This window comes from Streptomyces sp. NPDC048002 (assembly GCF_040653275.1).
Taxonomy (GTDB): Bacteria; Actinomycetota; Actinomycetes; order Streptomycetales; family Streptomycetaceae; genus Streptomyces.
In genome coordinates this window covers 103,943-122,176 of record NZ_JBEZNL010000002.1, presented here as the reverse complement: position 1 = coordinate 122,176, position 18,234 = coordinate 103,943, and the positions used below count along the sequence as shown (strand labels likewise).

Genomic DNA, 18,234 nt, shown 5'->3' with positions numbered 1-18,234 from the left:
GGCGGTGGCGGAGGCGGACGCCGAGGCGGAGGGCACCGCGGTGCCCTCGCTCACCAGCGTCCAGCTCTTGCTGCTCGCCTTGTCGCAGGAGTTCTGCTGCGCCAGCGCCGACTTGACGTTCAGGCACTTCGCGCTGTTCGCGTTGACCAGGTGGTAGGCCTCGCCGACGCTGCTGAGCGCCCAGACCTGGGCCGCGCCGCCGTCGCAGGTCTGCGGCAGCACCGCCTTGCCGGCCGACTTGGACGCGCCCTTCACCGTGGCGCACAGCCCGTCGGCGTCCTTGACGGTGAATCCGCCGTCGGTCTCGGCCAGTTGCCAGACCTGGGAGGCCTTGCCGTCGGCGCAGGCGGCCGTGGCCAGCCGGGTGCCGGAGGCGGGCAGGCTCAGACAGGTGCTGTCGGCCGCGTTGACCAGGCGGTAGGCGCCCGCGCCGGGGCCCGACGCGGAGGCCGTCATCAGCATGCCGCCGGTGACGGCGCCCGCGCCCAGGGCGGTGACCAGACCGCCGATCAGCACCACCCGGCGGCGGGTGGACTTCCTGCGCCGCGGCCGGTGCCCGCGGTCAGCTGCTCTCTCGCTCACGTCGTCGCTCTCGTTCCGGAGTTCGGAGGTTCGGGGGCGGAAGGCCAACGGCACTTCCGCCCCCTTGTCGCCGCGGCCGGTACAAGAGGTTGCCGGGAGATCGGGAGAATTTTTCGGCGCGGTCAGTCCTTGCGGCGCAGGGCCCCCGCCAGGATCCACCCCTCCACGGCCTCGTACTGCTTGCGCTGCTCCTCCGCCTTCCGGCGTCCCGAGGCCACGGTGCCCAGCCAGCCGAGCAGGAAGCCAGCGGGCACGGAGACCAGCGCGGTCGTCGTGAACGGGTACCAGTTGAAGTCGGCCTCGGGGAAGGCGGAGTAGGGGGAGCCGGAGACCAGGTTGGTGCCCGGCATCAGCAGCAGCACCACCAGCGTCCCGCCGATCAGCGTGGCCAGCAGGCCGGTGCGGGTGTAGCGGCGCCAGAAGAGGCTGAGGACGAGGGCGGGCGCGATGGCCGAGGCGCCGATGCAGAACGACATCGTGACCAGCGGCTGGAGGCTGCGGTGCTGCACCAGCGTGGCCAGCAGGATCGCCGGCACCCCCACCGCCACCGCCGACAGACGCGCCACCATCATCTCCCGCCGTTCCGACAGTTCCCGGAACCGGACGGCGAACACGTCGTGGGCGAGGGAGTTGGCGCAGGCGAGGATCATGCCCGCGACGGAGGCGAGCACGGTGAGGAAGATCGCCGTGGTGACCGCGGTGAACAGGAAGGTCTCCGCGGTGGAGACCTCCGTACCGAACGCGGCCTGCGAGCCGAGCAGATAGGCCGTGTTGCCCTGCGGGTCGGCGCCCGCGATCACCGCGCGCCCGATCAGCGCGGTCGCGCCGAAGCCGACGACCGTGATGACCAGCACGAAGAGCACCACCGTGGAGACCGCCCAGGACATCGAGCGGCGGACCTGACGGGCGCTGGAGGCGGTGTACATGCGCATGGTGACGTGCGGCAGGCAGCCGCCGCCGAGGACGACGGCGAGATGCGAGCTGACCATGTCCAGGCCCGGCAGCGGCCCGCCCGAGAACTGGAGCCCCGAGTTGAGGAAGGCGGAACCCACCCCGCTCTGCTCGGCGGCCGCGTCGAACAGCGCCGCCGGGCTCCAGTCGAACTTGCTCAGCACCAGCGCCGCGACCACGGCGCCCGAGCCGAGCAGCATCACCATCTTCAGGATCTGGATGAGGGCGGTGCCCTTCATGCCGCCGATCGCCGCGTAGCTGATCATCAGGGCGCCGAGGCCGATGATGCAGCCCGTCTTCAACGAGTCGCCGGAGAAGCCGAGGAGGAAGGCCATCAGCTGTCCGGTGCCGGCCAGTTGGACCAGCATCAGCGGCAGCAGGGCGGCGATGGTCACCGCGCAGGCCGCGATCCGTACGCTCCGGCCGGGCATCCGGCGGGCCAGCGCGTCGCCCATGGTGAACCGGCCCGCGTTGCGCAGCGGTTCGGCCAGCAGGAACATCAGCAGCATCAGCGAGAGCGCGGTGCTGAGGGCGAGGACGATGCCGTCGTAGCCGTACAGGGCGATGACGCCGCTGGTGCCGAGCACGGTCGCGGCGGAGATGTAGTCGCCGCCGATGGCCAGGCCGTTGCGCATCGCGGACAGGGAGCCGTAGCCGGTGTAGAACTCGTCGAGGTCGTCCCGGTCGGGGCCGGTCATCACGCACAGCAGCAGGGTGAGGGTGACGACGGCGGAGAAGGCGACCAGCGACATCGTCTGGGTGTCGCCGCTGAACTGGCTGGTCATCGGTGCCCGGCCCCCTCGCGCCTGGCGTCCACCTCGGCCTGCTTGCGGATGCGCTCGGCGAGCGGGTCCACGCGGCGGCGCGCGGTGTACTCGTAGAGGGCTATCGCGAGCCAGGTGACGGGGAGCTGGATCAGGGCCAGGAGCAGTCCGGTGGGCAGGCCGTCGGTGATCTCGCCGGTCATGAGGGACGGCGCGGACGCCGACAGGATCAGGAACAGCACGAAGTAGCCGAGCGCGGTGAGGGTGGCGGTGCGCCGCTGCCAGCGGTAGGCGCTGCGCAGGATCCGCAGGTCGCTGTGGTGCCCGAGGGGAGGGTGGCGCGGGGGACGGTAGGGCGGGGGTTCGGCGGGGGCGGGCGGCTGCCACGGGTAGGTGGCGGACGGCTGATGGGGCGGCTGGTGGCGCGGTTGCTGGGGCATGGGGGGATACGGGTCGAAGGACATCCCGTGTCTCCTTGCGTGGCGGCTCGGGTCCGGGGACGGACCGCAGGGAGGTGGGGGGTGGTCGAGCGGAGGACGCACGCTACTCGTTGGTAGCCATGGACGCGAGGGTTTCCGCAAACTGATCGGTCGGTACGCGCTTACTTCCGCCGCCGCCGGTCTGACCTCGGGTGTTACCGCCGTTAACTCCGACTTTTCGAGAGCGGCTGCTACGGTCCGGGCGGTCGCCGCTCCAGCACGCGGCGGTAGGCGACGCCGGGCCGGCCGGCGACCTCCGGCTCGCCGGTGCGCGTGAAACCGTTGCGCTCCAGGACCGTGCGCGAGGCCGGGTTGGCCTGCGTGGTGACCGCGGTGAGGGCGGACAGCCCGTACGACCCGGCCGCCAGCCGGCACAGCTGCCCCACCGCGGCCGTCGCCACGCCCCGGCCCGCCGCGCTCTGTCCGACGCGGTAGCCGAGTTCGGCGCTGCCCCCTTCCGCGTCCATCAGGTTCATCCGTCCCACCAGCAGGCCGTCGGCGTCGAGCAGCACATGGAAGTGGCAGATCCCCAGGTCCTGTTCGGTCAGCAGGTCCCGCAGGCGGGCCGCGAAGACGGCGGGCCGGAAGAAGTCGTCGCCGCGGTCGGGGACCGTCCGGGCGAAGTAGGCCCGGTTCTCCCGCTCGAAGGCCAGCAGGGCCTCCGCGTGTTCCTGCCGCAGCCGTTCCAGCCTCACCATGGCCCCAGGGTAGGGACGGCTCAGTCGGTGAGCACGGGGAATTTCCGCGGGGCGAGGAACAGCAGCACCAGGACCGCCAGCGCCGCCGCGCACGCCGCCCCCAGATACACCGCGTGCACCGCCTCCGCGATGGCCCGCCGGGTCGCCTCCGCCGCCGAGCCGGAGCCGAGCGCGCGGGTCACCGAGTCCAGGTCGCCCGCTCCGCCGAGGCGCACGGCGAGCACCCCGTTGGCGACGGCGCCGAAGGCCGCCGCGCCCAGCGTCTGCCCGGTCTGACGGCAGAACAGCACCGACGCCGTGGTGGTGCCGCGCTCGGACCAGCCCACCGTCGACTGGACCCCCACGATCAGGGGCAGTTGGAAGAGCCCGAGGGCGCCGCCGAGCAGCAGCATCAGCAGCGCGGGCTGCCAGGCGTCGCCCGGGTAGGGCAGGAAGGGGAACGCGAACAGGGCCAGCGCCGCCGCCGTCATGCCGAGCAGCGCGGTGTCACGGAAGCCGATCCTGCGGTACACGTGCTGGCTCAGCGCGGCCGACACGGGCCAGCTCAGCGTCCACACGGACAGCACGAAACCGGCGGCCACCGGCCCCAGCCCCAGCACCGACTGGGCGTAGGTGGGCAGGAAGACCGTGGGGGCGACCATCAGCAGGCCCAGCGCGCCGAGCGCCAGGTTCACCGCCGCGATCGTGCGGCGGCGCCACACCCAGCCCGGGATGACCGGCTCCGCCGCCCGGCGCTCCACCAGCACCACGGCCACCACCAGAACAACTCCCGCGCACAGCAGGGCGATCGAGGGCGCCGACAGCCACGGCCAGGCCACCCCGCCCTGCACCAGCGCCGTGAGCAGCACCCCGCCGCAGGCGAAGACCAGGGCGGCGCCCGCCCAGTCGATCCGCGACCGGGTCGCGGACAACTCCCTTTCCGGCTCGTGCAGATGGCGCACGATCAGCCACAACGCCACCGACCCGACCGGCAGGTTGACCAGGAAGATCCAGCGCCAGTCCGCGTACGCCGCCAGCACCCCGCCCACGCCGGGCCCCGCCACCGCGGACACCGCCCACACCGTGGACAGCTTCGCCTGGATCCGGGGGCGCTCCTTGAGCGGGTACAGATCGGCGGCGAGCGTCTGCACCGTGCCCTGGAGCGCGCCGCCGCCGAGCCCCTGCACGATTCGGAAGGCGATCAGCGCGCCCATGTTCCAGGCCAGCGCGCACAGCAGCGAGCCGAGCAGGAACAGGGCCGCGCCCGCCACCAGCACCGGCTTGCGCCCGAAGGAGTCGGACAGCTTGCCGTAGACGGGGAGGCTGACGGTCACGGCGAGCAGATAGCCGGAGAACAGCCAGGAGAAGTAGGAGAAGCCGCCGAGGTCGCCCACGATCTGGGGGACGGCGGTGGAGACGATGGTCGAGTCGAGCGCGGCCAGCGCCATCGACAGCATCAGGGCGGCCACCACCGCGCCCCGGCGGCCGGGCCGGTCACGCCGGGCGAGGTCACGTACAGCCGGTCTGGTGTCGCCGCCCACGGGATTTCCTTTCCCCCTGCATCTATCTGCCGGGACCAGCTTCCCACTTGACCCTCACGCGGCGGGAGGGATGAGGCTGGGTGGGCCCGAGGGAGGAGGGAACCCCGACTCGCGCTCCACCAAAGGGCGGACTGCCCCTAGGGGTTCCTCCGTACCAGGGCTCGGGGCGGGTTCGTCCCGGCGGAGGACGAGACGGCCGGGTGACCTTCCTTAACCTGGCTTTACGCCGCTGGGGGGCGGCTGACCGGCCCACCGGGGGTGGGGTTTTCCCCCGCAGGAAGACGGCGCTTGGCACCAGCGCGCCGAACCCCCGCCGCGACCAGACTCTTCCACGTACCGCCTCGCACGACCCACTTGCTGACCGACATAGGAGACTTGCCATGACATCGGCCGTGACCATTCCCAGGCACGGGGACACTGGAGGGCGTACGGCCGTTGCCGCCCGGGCGCGGCAGGTCGTCAAGGCGTACGGGTCGGGAGAGACCCGCGTCGTCGCCCTGGACCACGTGGACGTGGACATCATGCGGGGGCAGTTCACCGCGATCATGGGCCCCTCGGGCTCCGGGAAGTCCACGCTCATGCACTGCCTCGCCGGCCTCGACACCGTGAGCGGCGGGCAGATCTACCTGGACGACACCGAGATCACCGGGCTGAAGGACAAGAAGCTCACCCGGCTGCGCCGGGACCGGATCGGCTTCATCTTCCAGGCGTTCAACCTGCTGCCGACGCTGAACGCGATCGAGAACATCACGCTGCCCATGGACATCGCGGGCCGCAAGCCGGACCGGGAGTGGCTGGCGCGGGTGGTGGAGACCGTCGGGCTCTCCTCCCGCCTCAAGCACCGCCCCACCCAGCTCTCCGGCGGCCAGCAGCAGCGGGTCGCCGTGGCCCGGGCACTGGCCGCCCGGCCCGAGATCATCTTCGGTGACGAGCCGACCGGAAACCTCGACTCGCGGGCCGGCGCCGAGGTGCTCGGCTTCCTGCGCCGCTCGGTCGACGAACTCGGCCAGACCATCGTCATGGTCACCCACGACCCGGTGGCCGCCTCCTACGCGGACCGCGTGCTGTACCTCGCCGACGGCCGGATCGTCGACGAGATGTTCAAGCCGACCGCCGAGGCCGTCCTGGACCGCATGAAGGACTTCGACGCCCGGGGGCGTACGTCATGACCGTCATGAAGACCTCGATGCGCAACTTCTTCGCGCACAAGGGGCGCATGGCCCTCTCGGCCGTGGCCGTACTGCTGTCGGTGGCCTTCGTCTGCGGGACGCTGGTGTTCACCGACACCATGAACACCACCTTCGACAAGCTCTTCGCCGCCACCTCCTCCGATGTGACGGTCAGTTCGAAGGACGCCTCCGACACCGGCGAGACCACCAACGACACCGGGAAGCCGCCGGTCATGCCGGCCTCCGTGGTGGAGGAGGTGCGCGGCGCCGAGGGAGTGAAGTCGGCCGAGGGCACCGTCTTCTCCACCTCCGTCACCGTCGTCGACGGCGACAAGGACAGCCTCTCGCCGACCAGCGGCGCCCCGACCATCGTCGGCAGCTGGAACGCCAACGAGGCCCGCACCATGAAGATCACCTCCGGTACGGCGCCCCGGGGCCCCGACCAGGTGATGGTCGACGCGGACACCGTCGACAAGCACGACCTGAAGCTCGGCGACGAGATCGGCGTGATCACCGCCGTCGGCACGCACACCGCGCGGATCTCCGCCATCGCCGACTTCCAGGTCACCAACCCCGGCGCGGCGATCTTCTACCTCGACACCAGGACCGCCCAGCAGGCCCTGATCGGCGAGCCGGACGTCTACACCAACGTCAACGTCACCGCGGCGGCCGGCGTCTCGGACGCGGCGCTGAAGAAGAACGTGCTCGCCGCGACCGGCGGCGACTACAAGGTGCAGACCGCCAAGGAGACCGCCGACGCCAACCAGAAGGACGTCGAGGGCTTCATGAACGTCATGAAGTACGCGATGCTCGGCTTCGCCGGGATCGCCTTCCTCGTCGGCATCTTCCTGATCATCAACACCTTCTCCATGCTGGTCGCCCAGCGCACCCGCGAGATCGGCCTGATGCGGGCCATCGGCTCCAGCCGCAAGCAGGTCAACCGGTCGGTGCTGGTGGAGGCCCTGCTGCTGGGCGTGTTCGGCTCGGTCCTCGGCGTCGGCGCGGGCGTCGGACTCGCCATCGGCCTGATGCAGCTCATGGGCTCCATGGGCATGGAACTGTCCACCTCCGACCTGACGATCGCCTGGACGACCCCGGTGGTCGGCCTGGTCCTCGGCGTGGTCGTCACCGTCCTCGCCGCCTATCTGCCGGCCCGCCGCGCGGGCAAGGTCTCCCCGATGGCCGCCCTGCGGGACGCCGGCGCCCCGGCGGACGCCAAGGCGGGCGTGGTCCGGGCCGTGCTCGGCACCCTGCTCACCGCGGGCGGCGCCTACGGCCTCTACCTCGCCGCCTCGGCCGACCAGGCCAAGGAGGGCTCGCTCTGGCTCGGCCTCGGCATCGTGCTCTCGCTGATCGGCTTCGTCGTCATCGGACCGCTGCTGGCGGGCGGGGTGGTGCGTGTCCTGGGCGCCGTCGTCCTGCGGGTCTTCGGCCCGGTCGGCCGCATGGCCGAGCGCAACGCGCTGCGCAACCCGCGCCGTACGGGGGCCACCGGCGCCGCCCTGATGATCGGCCTGGCGCTGGTCGCCTGTCTGTCGGTGGTCGGCTCCTCCATGGTCGCCTCGGCCACCGACCAGCTCGACAAGACCGTCGGCACCGACTTCATCATCCAGTCCGACAGCGGGCAGCTCGTCACCCCGGAGGCCGTCGCCGCGGTCAAGGCGGCGCCGGGACTGGAACGGGTCACCGAGTACAAGATCGCCGAGGCGGACTACACCACGCCCGACGGCAAGACGCTCAAGGACACCGACATCACCGCGGCCGACCCGACGTACGCCGAGGACCTGCGCACCGAGACGGTCGCCGGCAACCTCGCCGACGCCTACAAGCCCGACTCGATGTCCGTCCACGAGACCTTCGCCAAGGACCACGGCATCACGCTCGGCTCGAAGATCGAGGTCGCCTTCAAGGGCGGCGAGACGGCCGAACTCACCGTCCGGGCGATCACCAGCAGCGACGTCGTCATCGACGCGGGCTCCAAGTACACCTCGATCGCCACCCTCGCCAAGTACGTGCCGGCCGACCGGATGCCCCTCGACCAGCTGGTCTTCGCCTCCGCCAAGGAGGGCCAGCAGGACGCCGCGTACACGTCCCTGAAGTCGGCGCTGCACGACTACCCGCAGTACACCGTGCGCGACCAGACCGACTACAAGGAAGCCCTGAAGGACCAGATCGGGCAGCTCCTGAACATGATCTACGGCCTGCTCGCCCTCGCGATCATCGTGGCGATCCTCGGTGTGGTGAACACCCTCGCCCTGTCGGTGGTGGAGCGGACCCGGGAGATCGGCCTGATGCGGGCCATCGGCCTCTCCCGCCGCCAGCTGCGCCGCATGATCCGCCTGGAGTCGGTGGTCATCGCCCTCTTCGGCGCCCTGCTCGGCCTGGGCCTCGGCATGGGTTGGGGCGCGACGGCCCAGCAGCTGCTCGCCCTGGAGGGCCTGAAGGTCCTGGAGATCCCCTGGGTCACCATCGGCTGGGTGTTCGTCGGCTCGGCCTTCGTGGGCCTCCTGGCCGCGCTGATCCCGGCCTTCCGGGCAGGCCGGATGAACGTCCTGAACGCCATCGCGACGGAATAGCCACCGCACACGGGGGTTGCGGGGGACTCGAACGCCGGGCGTGGCTGATCTTTCAGCCCGTCCGGCGTTTGAGGACGAGGCCCTTTCGGGGCCGAAGCGGGGGTCCGGGGGCGGCAGCCCCCGGGTTCGGGACGGGAAGGGGCGGCGGGGGCGAAACCCACTGGCGCCCGCCCGGGCGGACGAGGGGCGGCCGGGGCGCAACCCCGTAGGCGCCCACACCACCCCGCCCCGACGTACGCTGGAGACACCCCCGGCCCGCGACGCGCGTCGGGCTGCTCGTGTTGCCCACCCCCCGGACGAAAGCCGCCCCGAATGAGCCTGCACGGTCTGCTCGACGCCGTCGTCAAGGACACCGCCCTCGCGGAAGCGATCACCGCGGCCACCGACGGCAACCGCATGCACGTCGACCTCGTCGGCCCCCCGGCGGCCCGCCCCTTCGCCATCGCCGCCCTGGCCCGCGAGGCCGCCCGCCCCGTACTGGCGGTCACCGCGACCGGCCGGGAGGCCGAGGACCTGGCCGCCGCCCTGCGCTCCCTCCTCCCCCCGGAGGGCGTCGTGGAGTACCCGTCCTGGGAGACCCTCCCGCACGAGCGCCTCAGCCCCCGCAGCGACACCGTCGGCCGCCGCCTCGCCGTCCTGCGGCGCCTGTCGCACCCCCGCCCCGACGACCCCGAGACCGGCCCGGTCTCCGTCGTCGTCGCCCCCGTCCGCTCGGTGCTCCAGCCCCAGGTCAAGGGCCTCGGCGACCTGGAACCCGTCGCCCTGCGCACCGGCTCCACCGCCGACCTGAACGCCACCGTGGAGGCCCTCGCCGCCGCCGCGTACTCCCGCGTCGAACTCGTCGAGAAACGTGGCGAGTTCGCCGTGCGCGGCGGCATCCTCGATGTGTTCCCGCCCACCGAGGAACACCCCCTGCGCATCGAGTTCTGGGGCGACGACATCGAGGAGATCCGCTACTTCAAGGTCGCCGACCAGCGCTCCCTGGAGATCGCCGAGCACGGACTGTGGGCGCCGCCCTGCCGCGAACTGCTGCTCACCGACGACGTACGCGCCCGCGCCCGCGCCCTCGCCGAACAACACCCCGAGCTGGGCGAACTGCTCGGCAAGATCGCCGAGGGGATCGCGGTGGAGGGCATGGAGTCCCTCGCGCCGGTCCTCGTCGACGACATGGAACTGCTGATCGACGTCCTGCCCAAGGGCGCCATGGCCCTGGTCTGCGACCCGGAGCGGGTCCGCACCCGCGCCGCCGACCTCGTCGCCACCAGCCAGGAGTTCCTCCAGGCGTCCTGGGCGGCCACCGCGGGCGGCGGCGAGGCCCCCATCGACGTCGGCGCGGCCTCCCTGTGGTCCATCGCCGACGTCCGGGACCGCGCCCGCGAACTGGACATGATGTGGTGGTCGGTGTCCCCGTTCGCCGCGGACGACGCCCTCGAAGAGGCCGACACCCTCAAGCTCGGCATGCACGCCCCCGAGACCTACCGCGGCGACACCGCCAAGGCGCTCGCCGACACCAAGGGCTGGCTCGCCGACGGCTGGCGCGCCGTCTACGTCACCGAGGGCCACGGCCCCGCCGCCCGCACCGTCGAGGTGCTCGGCGGCGAGGGCATCGCCGCCCGCCTGGACGCCGACCTCACCACCCTGAGCCCCTCCCTCGTCCACGTCGCGTGCGGCTCGATCGACTACGGCTTCGTCGACCCGGCGCTCAGGCTCGCCGTCCTCACCGAGACCGACCTCTCCGGCCAGAAGGCGGCCGGCAAGGACGGCGCCCGGATGCCCGCCCGCCGCCGCAAGACCATCGACCCGCTCACCCTCGAAGCGGGCGACTACATCGTCCACGAACAGCACGGAGTGGGCCGCTACATCGAGATGGTCCAGCGCACCGTGCAGGGCGCCACCCGCGAGTACCTCGTCGTCGAGTACGCCCCCGCCAAGCGCGGCCAGCCCGGCGACCGGCTCTACATCCCCACCGACCAGCTGGAGCAGATCACCAAGTACGTCGGCGGCGAGGCGCCCACCCTGCACCGCCTCGGCGGCGCGGACTGGACGAAGACCAAGGCCCGCGCGAAGAAGGCCGTCAAGGAGATCGCCGCCGACCTGATCAAGCTGTACAGCGCCCGGATGGCCGCCCCCGGCCACTCCTTCGCCCCCGACACCCCCTGGCAGCGGGAGCTGGAGGACGCCTTCCCCTACGCGGAGACGCCCGACCAGCTGACCACCATCGCCGAGGTCAAGGAGGACATGGAGAAGACGGTCCCGATGGACCGCCTGATCTGCGGCGACGTCGGCTACGGCAAGACCGAGATCGCGGTCCGCGCCGCCTTCAAGGCCGTACAGGACGGCAAGCAGGTCGCGGTGCTGGTGCCGACCACACTGCTGGTGCAGCAGCACTTCGGGACGTTCTCCGAGCGCTACTCCCAGTTCCCGGTCAACGTCCGCGCCCTCAGCCGCTTCCAGACCGACACCGAGGCCAAGGCGGTCCTGGAGGGCCTGAGGGAGGGGGCCGTGGACGTCGTCATCGGCACCCACCGGCTGTTCTCCTCGGAGACGAAGTTCAAGGACCTCGGCCTGGTCATCGTCGACGAGGAGCAGCGCTTCGGCGTCGAGCACAAGGAGCAGCTGAAGAAGCTCCGCGCCAACGTCGACGTCCTCACCATGTCCGCCACCCCGATCCCGCGCACCCTGGAGATGGCGGTCACCGGCATCCGCGAGATGTCCACCATCACCACCCCGCCGGAGGAGCGGCACCCGGTGCTGACCTTCGTCGGCCCCTACGAGGAGAGGCAGATCGGCGCGGCCGTCCGCCGTGAACTCCTGCGCGAGGGCCAGGTCTTCTACATCCACAACCGGGTCGAGTCGATCGACCGCGCGGCCGCCCGGCTCCGCGAGATCGTCCCCGAGGCCCGCATCGCCACCGCCCACGGCCAGATGTCGGAACAGGCGCTGGAACAGGTCGTCGTCGACTTCTGGGAGAAGAAGTTCGACGTCCTGGTCTCCACGACGATCGTCGAGTCCGGCATCGACATCTCCAACGCCAACACCCTCATCGTCGAGCGCGGCGACAACTTCGGCCTCTCCCAGCTGCACCAGCTGCGCGGCCGGGTCGGCCGCGGCCGCGAGCGCGGCTACGCCTACTTCCTCTACCCGCCGGAGAAGCCGCTCACCGAGACCGCCCACGAGCGCCTGGCGACCATCGCCCAGCACACGGAGATGGGCGCGGGCATGTACGTGGCCATGAAGGACCTGGAGATCCGCGGCGCGGGCAACCTCCTGGGCGGCGAGCAGTCCGGCCACATCGCGGGCGTCGGCTTCGACCTGTACGTCCGCATGGTCGGCGAGGCCGTGGCGGACTACCGGGCCTCGCTCGAAGGGGGCGTGGAGGAGGAGCCGCCGCTGGAGGTCAAGATCGAGCTTCCGGTCGACGCGCACGTCCCGCACGACTACGCGCCCGGCGAGCGGCTGCGCCTCCAGGCGTACCGCGCCATCGCCTCCGCCAACACGGAGGAGGACATCAAGGCCGTACGCGAGGAACTCGTCGACCGGTACGGCAAGTTGCCCGAGCCGGTGGAGAACCTGCTGCTGGTGGCGGGGCTGCGGATGCTCGCCCGCGCCTGCGGGGTCGGCGAGATCGTCCTCCAGGGCGCCAACATCCGTTTCGCGCCGGTGGAGTTGAGGGAGTCCCAGGAGCTGCGCCTGAAGCGGCTGTACCCGGGGACGGTGATCAAGCCGGCCGTGCACCAGGTGCTGGTGCCGCGCCCGAAGACCGCGAAGGTCGGCGGCAAGCCGCTGGTCGGGCGCGAACTGCTCGGCTGGGTGGGGGAGTTCCTGGCGTCGGTGCTGGGCTCGTAGCGCCGGGCCGCCCGGGTCCGGGCTCCGGACCGTACGAAGCCGTCCGCGGGTGGTGGGTCTCGCGGACGGCCTCGGTTCCCAGGGTGGTTCGTGGGTTACTGCTGTTCGGGCCTGTCACGGTCCATGCCGAGCGCGCCCTCAGCTCTCTTCTGTGCGTCGTCGACCTGGCCCTCGTACTTGTTGCCCGTCCTCTCGTTGACCTTCTTCTCCGCGGTGTCGGACATGCCCTTGGCCTTGTCCTGTGCTCCGCGGTGGCTCTTGAACCTGTCGAGGATGCCCATCCAGAGCTCCTTCCGGAGGCGACTCAGGACCGACGATACGCCCGTGATATGCCTCATGCGCGTTTTCGGCCCATATGGTCTGGACCTCTTCCCGGCTACGGTGGAGCCGGACAACGGCACACAGGGGAGGGGCACGTCGTGAAGCGACTGACGGGCGGGACGGCGGTCGGCGCCGCGTTGCTCGGTACGGCACTCGCCCTCACGGGCTGCGACGACATCGGGGATCTGCCCCTGGACGACCCCGCCTCCGCCGCGGGACCGGCCTCGGGCCGGGCCGCGAGCCCCCTGGACAACCCCGACGGCACCCGGCCCGGCCTCGCGGCGATCACCGCCGAGGCCGACCGCGCCGACGCACGGGACCTGATCGAGAAGACCGGGACCAAGGGGCGCGGCCCGAAGACCGGCTACGACCGGGACGAGTTCGGCTACGCCTGGATGGACACGGCGGACGGGGTGCCGCTGGCGAGGAACGGCTGCGACACGCGGAACGACCTCCTGAAACTCCACGGACAGCACGTCGAGTTCCGGAGCGGCTCCGACTGCGTGGTCGTGTCGATGGACCTGTACGACCCGTACACCGGCAAGGACATCGCCTGGAAGAAGGCGAAGGCCACGGCGGTGCAGATAGACCACGTGGTGCCGCTCTCGTACGCCTGGCAGATGGGCGCCGCCCGCTGGAGCGAGGAGAAGCGGAAGCAACTGGCCAACGACCCGCTGAACCTGATGCCGGTCGACGGTCCGACCAACAGCTCCAAGGGCGACTCGGGCCCCGCGTCCTGGCTCCCCCCGGAGAAGGGCATCCGCTGCTCGTACGCGGTGCGCTTCGCGCAGGTCTCGCTCAAGTACGAGCTGCCGGTCACGGCCGCCGACCAGCGGATGATGCTCCAGCAGTGCGGAGGCTGACGCCGCCCTCGGGTCAGGCGCCCAGCTCGTCCAGGTCCAGGATGTCGCCGGCCGGCTTCTCCGCGGGCACCGGCTTTCCGTAGTCGCTGAAGGTCAGCGAGCCGGGGTCGGTGGCCGTGGTGCTGACCATCCGCAGCACGTACGGCTGGCCCTCGGTGGCCACGTACAGCGTGTGGTCGTCCTTCCCGTCCTTCTCGTGCAGGGTGAGCGCGGGTGTGCCGTCCACCGTGGTGGTCTTCCCGCGGGTCGCGTCCGACTGGGCGTCGTCGGCGCCGCCGAGGAGGGTGTCGACGTCGCAGAAGTCGGCGAGTTCCTCGGCGCCCTCGCCCTTCGCGGACATCTTGGTCCACTGCCCGGCCAGCAGCGCCACCGCGGCGTCGACGTCGGCCTCGGGCTCGCCCTCGCTCTGGGCGCGCAGGAAGTCCTCGTCGTACTTCATGTAGACGGTGTCGCCGTTCTTGATCAGATCGGCGCGGCCCTCACCGTCCATGCTGAGGTGACCGGCGCAGTCGCCCTTGCGGTCGATGGCCATGTCCATGGTGATGGTGCCGCCGGACTCCTCGTCGGGGATGTCCCCCGCGATCCGGAAGGAGTCGGCGCCGGAGGTGGCCTCGATCGCCCGCTCGGCGATCTCCCCGCCGGTGAGTCCGGCGAACGCCTCCTTCGGTTCGTCCTTCTTCCCGGTGGACGATCCGGTGCTGGTGCCTGTCTTGTCCCTGGCCTTGCCGTCCGTCGTGTCCTTGTCGCCCTGGCAGCCGGTGACGGCGAGGGAGGCGACGGCGGTGAGACAGAGAGCGGCGAGTGCGGTGCGACGCATGGGAAATCCTCGGTGATGACGGAGCGCGCGGGGCGCCGGTGCGATGGTGGATGGCGCGGGCGGAGCGGGGCGGCGCGATGCCGTGCCCCGCTCGGCGGCGCGGGGCCCCGGTGGGCCGGGGCGGTGGCCTGTGGCGGGCGGGCCCGGGTTCTGGCCGGCCCGCGGGTCAGGCGGACTTCTTCCAGTCCTGGCAGCCGGACGTCTTGAAGTAGGCGTCGGAGGCGCTGATGGTGACGACGGCGGTGCCCGTCACGTTGTTGTTCGCGATGATCGAGTCGATCGAGTGGTCGGCGTTCTTCGAACGCTCCCAGTAACAGGCGTCGTCCGCGTTGCCGGTGGAGCGGTAGGTGCCCGGGGCGATGTCGACGCCGACTCTGAGCATCCCGGCGTCACCGGACATCTTCGAGGCCGGGCTGCCCTTCGCCTTCTCGTCGACGGCCTCCCAGTCGTTGCAGTCGCTGGAGGAGAAGAGCTTGTCGGCGGCCTTCACGGTGACGTAACCGGTGCCGGTCACATTGTCGTTGGCCAGCAGCGAGTCCAACTCGCCGGAGGAGTCCTTGGCCCGCTCCCAGTAGCACATGCCGTCGGTGTTGCCGGTCGTGCGGTAGGTGCCGGGCTTGATGTCCGAACCGACCTCGAAGTCGCCGTCCCCGCCGAACGCGGCCTTCTTCTCGGCGGCTTCCTCCGCGTCCGCCTTCTCGCCCTTGGTGCTGTCGCCGCCGCTGTCGCGACCGCTTTCGCCGCTGCCGCCGCCCGAGGTGCGGTCCGCGGAGGCGGAGGCGCCCTTGCCGCCGGAGCCACCGCTCTCGTCACCGGCGTTCGCCGACACGGCGCCGATGACGACGATCCCCACGACGGCGCCGAGCGCGACCTTGCCCTTCATACCCATGACTCTGTCCCCTCCCTGAGGGACAACCGCCTCTCCCTGGCGGTTGCCCGTTCGATGGGTCAATAACAACAGAGCTTGTGAACCGAGTCAACACGGTTCACACGATGGAGTGCGTACACGCCCGTGAATGCTTGGTTCCTGTGCGTCTCGGTATGCTCGTCGCCACAGAGCGGGTGCGCGTCAGATCGGGCGGGGCGAGGGGAGCCGACGGTGCAGGACAACGCGACAGAGGTGACCGCGGCCGGGATCGCCCGGCTGGCGGGCGTCGGCCGGGCCGCCGTGAGCAACTGGCGGCGCCGACACGCGGACTTCCCCAAGCCCGTGGGCGGTACCGAGACCAGCCCCTCCTTCGCGCTCGCGGAGGTCGAGGCGTGGCTGCGCCGGCAGGGCAAACTGGCTGAGGTGCCGCTGCGTGAACGGGTCTGGCAGCAGCTCGCGGGGCATCCCGAGGGGCCGGTCGCCGCGCTCACCCAGGCCGGGTGCGTACTGCTGCTCATCCATGACCGGCCGACGCTGTGGCTTGAGGTGGCCGCCGGTTCCGACGAGCGGCTCGCGGCGATGCTTCCCGGGGCGCTGGAGCAGGTCCTCGTGCCGCGGTTCGGCGCGACTCCGCCGCGGAAGGGCGCGGCGGGTGTGAACTCGCGCGGGGGTGTGAACTCGCGCGGGAGTGGAAACGCGTCGGCTGCTGTGAACCCACGCGGGGCGGGGAACGCATCGGCCGCTGTGAACTCGCCGGCCGCTGTGAACTCGCCAGAGGGTGTGAACTCGCCGGATGGTGTGAACGCGTCCGCCGCTCTGAACGCGCCCGGTGCTGTGAACCCGGTAAACGCCGCGAGCCCGGTAGATGCCGCAAACACCGCGAACCCGGTAAACGCCGCGAACCCGGTAGGCGCCGTAAACACCGCGAACCCGGTTCGCGAATCGACCGCGCACTCGATCCCCAGGTCGGCCGTCCACGTACCCACCGGCCCCGAAGTCCTCCCCTCCGCCCCCCTCCTGCGCGGCGCCGCCGAACTCGCCGCCGAGCTGGGCGGCGCCCGCCAGGCCTTCGAGTTCCTGCTGGGCCGTCATCTCGACGCCAACCCGCGCCAGTACACGCTCACCCCGGCCGAACTCGCCGGTCTCATGGCCGACCTGGCCGGCCCGGCCCGCACCGTCCTCGACCCCGCCTGCGGCACCGGAGCCCTCCTGCGCGCGGTCACCCCCCGCCCCGACCAGGAGCTGTACGCCCAGGACGGCGCCCCCGAACTCGCCGCCGTCACCGCGCTCCGGCTCGCCCTGCGCACCCCCGCCACCGTGCGCTCCGCCGCAGCGGACACCCTGCGCGCCGACGCGTACCCGGCACTGCGGGCCGACGCCGTCCTGTGCCACCCGCCGTTCAACGAGCGCAACTGGGGCCACGACGAACTCGCCTACGACCCGCGCTGGGAGTACGGCTTCCCGGCGCGCACCGAGTCCGAACTGGCCTGGGTGCAGCACGCGCTGGCCCGGCTGCGGGACGGCGGTACCGCGGTGCTGCTGATGCCGCCCGCCGCCGCCTCCCGCCGTTCCGGCCGCCGGATCCGTGCCGACCTGCTGCGGCGCGGCGCGCTGCGCGCCGTGGTCGCGCTGCCGGTCGGCGCGGCACCGCCGTACAACATCCCGCTCCACCTGTGGGTGCTGCGCAGGCCCGACCGGGCGCCCGCGCGGCCCGAGGTGCTGCTCGCGGACGCGGGCCGGTTCGCCACGGAGGGGCGCGGCGGTCCCGACTGGCGGGCCGTGCGGGACGCCGTGCTCGACGCCTGGCAGGTCTTCGACCGCACCGGCACCCTCGACGAACGCCCCGGCCTGGCTCGCCCGTTGCCCGTCATCGACCTGCTCGACGACGACGTGGACCTCGCCCCCGCCCGCCACCTGCCGCCCCCCGCGGCGGCCGACGGTGCCGAGGCGCTGACGGCCGTGCGTGAACGCCTCGGCGCGACCCTGGGGCGGGCCGCCGAGTTGACCCCGCCGCCCGCGGAGGGCGCCGGGGCCGTGCGCTGGCCGCTGACCACCGTGGGCGAACTCGCGCGCGGGGGCGCGCTGGTGATGCGGACCGGCGGGAACGGCGGCCACGCGCGCGTGCCGGTGCTCACCGACACCGACGTCCTCGCCGGGACGGCCCCCTCGGGGACACTGCCCGAGAGCGAGGAGGAGCCCGTGCTGACCGAGCCGGGCGACGTGGTGGTGCCGGTGCTCGGCGGGGGCTCGATGGCGCGGGTGATCGACGAGGCGACCGCGGGAGCCGCCCTCGGGCGCAGCCTGGTGCTGCTGCGTCCCGACCGCGCGGCGCTCGACCCCTGGTTCCTGGCCGGCTTCCTGCGCGGGACCGCCAACAACCGCCGGGCCAGCAGTTACGCCTCCACCGCCACCCGCCTGGACGTGCGCCGCCTCCAGCTGCCCAGGCTGCCGCTGGACGAACAGCGGCGCTACGGGGCGCGCTTCCGGGCGCTCGACGAGTTCGAGCGGGCCCTGCGGCACGCGAGCCGGCTCGGGGACCAGTTGGTGCGGGGCATGTACGACGGCCTGACCGACGGGACGGTCGCCCCCGACTGAGCCCCCGACCGAGCCCCCGACCGAGCCCCCGACCGAGCCCCCGTCTGAGGCCCCGTCTGAGTCCCCGACCGAGCCCCCGTCTGAGGCCCCGTCTGAGTCCCCGACCGAGCCCCCGGCCCAGCCACCGGCCGACGGGAAGTGATCAGGTCGACAACGGTTCGGTACAACCCGGGACCGGTTGTCCG

12 protein-coding genes and 1 pseudogene are annotated in these 18,234 nt (G+C 71.9%); 5 read left to right on the top strand and 8 right to left on the bottom strand.

From position 1 onward, the window contains the following. Nucleotides 1–3: 3 nt before the first annotated feature. From AB0E07_RS03550 to AB0E07_RS03530, 5 genes and pseudogenes are all read right to left on the bottom strand, one after another. Nucleotides 4–456, bottom strand: a pseudogene (locus AB0E07_RS03550) (RICIN domain-containing protein); the annotation flags it as partial. A 248-nt stretch (nucleotides 457–704) separates the two neighbouring features. Continuing rightward, nucleotides 705–2,318, bottom strand: a complete 1,614-nt coding sequence (locus tag AB0E07_RS03545; RefSeq protein ID WP_362245969.1) for a cation acetate symporter — start codon at nucleotides 2,316–2,318, stop codon at nucleotides 705–707. Next, the gene (locus AB0E07_RS03540) at nucleotides 2,315–2,761 is read right to left on the bottom strand and encodes a DUF485 domain-containing protein (protein WP_362245967.1); all 447 of its coding nucleotides are present in this window, start codon (nucleotides 2,759–2,761) and stop codon (nucleotides 2,315–2,317) included. The genes AB0E07_RS03545 and AB0E07_RS03540 overlap by 4 nt, the downstream gene beginning before the upstream one ends. 206 nt (nucleotides 2,762–2,967) lie before the next feature. Further along, the gene (locus AB0E07_RS03535; protein ID WP_362245965.1) at nucleotides 2,968–3,474 is read right to left on the bottom strand and encodes a GNAT family N-acetyltransferase; all 507 of its coding nucleotides are present in this window, start codon (nucleotides 3,472–3,474) and stop codon (nucleotides 2,968–2,970) included. A 20-nt stretch (nucleotides 3,475–3,494) separates the two neighbouring features. Then, on the bottom strand, nucleotides 3,495–4,994 hold the full coding sequence (locus tag AB0E07_RS03530) for an MFS transporter (RefSeq protein WP_362245963.1): 1,500 nt from the start codon (nucleotides 4,992–4,994) through the stop codon (nucleotides 3,495–3,497). Nucleotides 4,995–5,374: 380 nt separating this feature from the next. Here AB0E07_RS03530 and AB0E07_RS03525 point away from each other — a divergent pair, with 380 nt between their 5' ends. The 3 genes from AB0E07_RS03525 (at nucleotide 5,375) to mfd (ending at nucleotide 12,585) form a co-directional block, all read left to right on the top strand. Then, nucleotides 5,375–6,163, top strand: coding sequence for an ABC transporter ATP-binding protein (locus AB0E07_RS03525; protein WP_362245961.1), 789 nt, complete (start codon nucleotides 5,375–5,377; stop codon nucleotides 6,161–6,163). Next, a complete protein-coding gene (locus tag AB0E07_RS03520; RefSeq protein ID WP_362245959.1) occupies nucleotides 6,160–8,739 on the top strand; it encodes an FtsX-like permease family protein in 2,580 nt (859 codons plus the stop codon). The genes AB0E07_RS03525 and AB0E07_RS03520 overlap by 4 nt, the downstream gene beginning before the upstream one ends. A 312-nt stretch (nucleotides 8,740–9,051) precedes the next feature. Then, complete coding sequence (mfd, locus tag AB0E07_RS03515; protein WP_362245957.1) at nucleotides 9,052–12,585, top strand: transcription-repair coupling factor; 3,534 nt, start codon at nucleotides 9,052–9,054, stop codon at nucleotides 12,583–12,585. A 95-nt stretch (nucleotides 12,586–12,680) separates the two neighbouring features. On the opposite strand, the gene AB0E07_RS03510 is transcribed toward mfd, so the two are convergent. Beyond that, the gene (locus AB0E07_RS03510; RefSeq protein ID WP_362245955.1) at nucleotides 12,681–12,866 is read right to left on the bottom strand and encodes an Rv0909 family putative TA system antitoxin; all 186 of its coding nucleotides are present in this window, start codon (nucleotides 12,864–12,866) and stop codon (nucleotides 12,681–12,683) included. A gap of 138 nt (nucleotides 12,867–13,004) precedes the next feature. Between AB0E07_RS03510 and AB0E07_RS03505 the strand changes: the two genes are divergently transcribed. Beyond that, entirely contained in the window at nucleotides 13,005–13,769 is a 765-nt protein-coding gene (locus AB0E07_RS03505; RefSeq protein ID WP_362245953.1) for an HNH endonuclease family protein, read from the top strand. Between the two features lie 13 nt (nucleotides 13,770–13,782). Here AB0E07_RS03505 and AB0E07_RS03500 read toward each other — a convergent pair whose 3' ends face one another. Continuing rightward, nucleotides 13,783–14,586 carry a hypothetical protein gene (locus AB0E07_RS03500; RefSeq protein WP_362245951.1) on the bottom strand — a complete coding sequence of 268 codons (804 nt, stop codon included), beginning with the start codon at nucleotides 14,584–14,586 and terminating at the stop codon, nucleotides 13,783–13,785. A gap of 166 nt (nucleotides 14,587–14,752) precedes the next feature. Then, on the bottom strand, nucleotides 14,753–15,475 hold the full coding sequence (locus AB0E07_RS03495; RefSeq protein WP_362245949.1) for a hypothetical protein: 723 nt from the start codon (nucleotides 15,473–15,475) through the stop codon (nucleotides 14,753–14,755). Between the two features lie 210 nt (nucleotides 15,476–15,685). Here AB0E07_RS03495 and AB0E07_RS03490 point away from each other — a divergent pair, with 210 nt between their 5' ends. Further along, entirely contained in the window at nucleotides 15,686–18,049 is a 2,364-nt protein-coding gene (locus tag AB0E07_RS03490) for an N-6 DNA methylase (protein WP_362245947.1), read from the top strand. The last annotated feature ends 185 nt before the right edge of the window (nucleotides 18,050–18,234 follow it).

Excerpts from the sequence above, each read along its gene's own strand:
- AB0E07_RS03545 (WP_362245969.1), bottom strand. The coding sequence starts at position 2,318 with ATGACCAGCCAGTTCAGCGGCGACACCCAGACGATGTCGCTGGTCGCC.
- AB0E07_RS03535 (WP_362245965.1), bottom strand. The coding sequence starts at position 3,474 with ATGGTGAGGCTGGAACGGCTGCGGCAGGAACACGCGGAGGCCCTGCTG.
- AB0E07_RS03525 (WP_362245961.1), top strand. The coding sequence starts at position 5,375 with ATGACATCGGCCGTGACCATTCCCAGGCACGGGGACACTGGAGGGCGT.
- AB0E07_RS03510 (WP_362245955.1), bottom strand. The coding sequence starts at position 12,866 with ATGGGCATCCTCGACAGGTTCAAGAGCCACCGCGGAGCACAGGACAAG.
- AB0E07_RS03500 (WP_362245951.1), bottom strand. The coding sequence starts at position 14,586 with ATGCGTCGCACCGCACTCGCCGCTCTCTGTCTCACCGCCGTCGCCTCC.
- AB0E07_RS03540 (WP_362245967.1), bottom strand. The coding sequence starts at position 2,761 with ATGTCCTTCGACCCGTATCCCCCCATGCCCCAGCAACCGCGCCACCAG.
- AB0E07_RS03495 (WP_362245949.1), bottom strand. The coding sequence starts at position 15,475 with ATGGGTATGAAGGGCAAGGTCGCGCTCGGCGCCGTCGTGGGGATCGTC.
- mfd (WP_362245957.1), top strand. The coding sequence starts at position 9,052 with ATGAGCCTGCACGGTCTGCTCGACGCCGTCGTCAAGGACACCGCCCTC.
- AB0E07_RS03520 (WP_362245959.1), top strand. The coding sequence starts at position 6,160 with ATGACCGTCATGAAGACCTCGATGCGCAACTTCTTCGCGCACAAGGGG.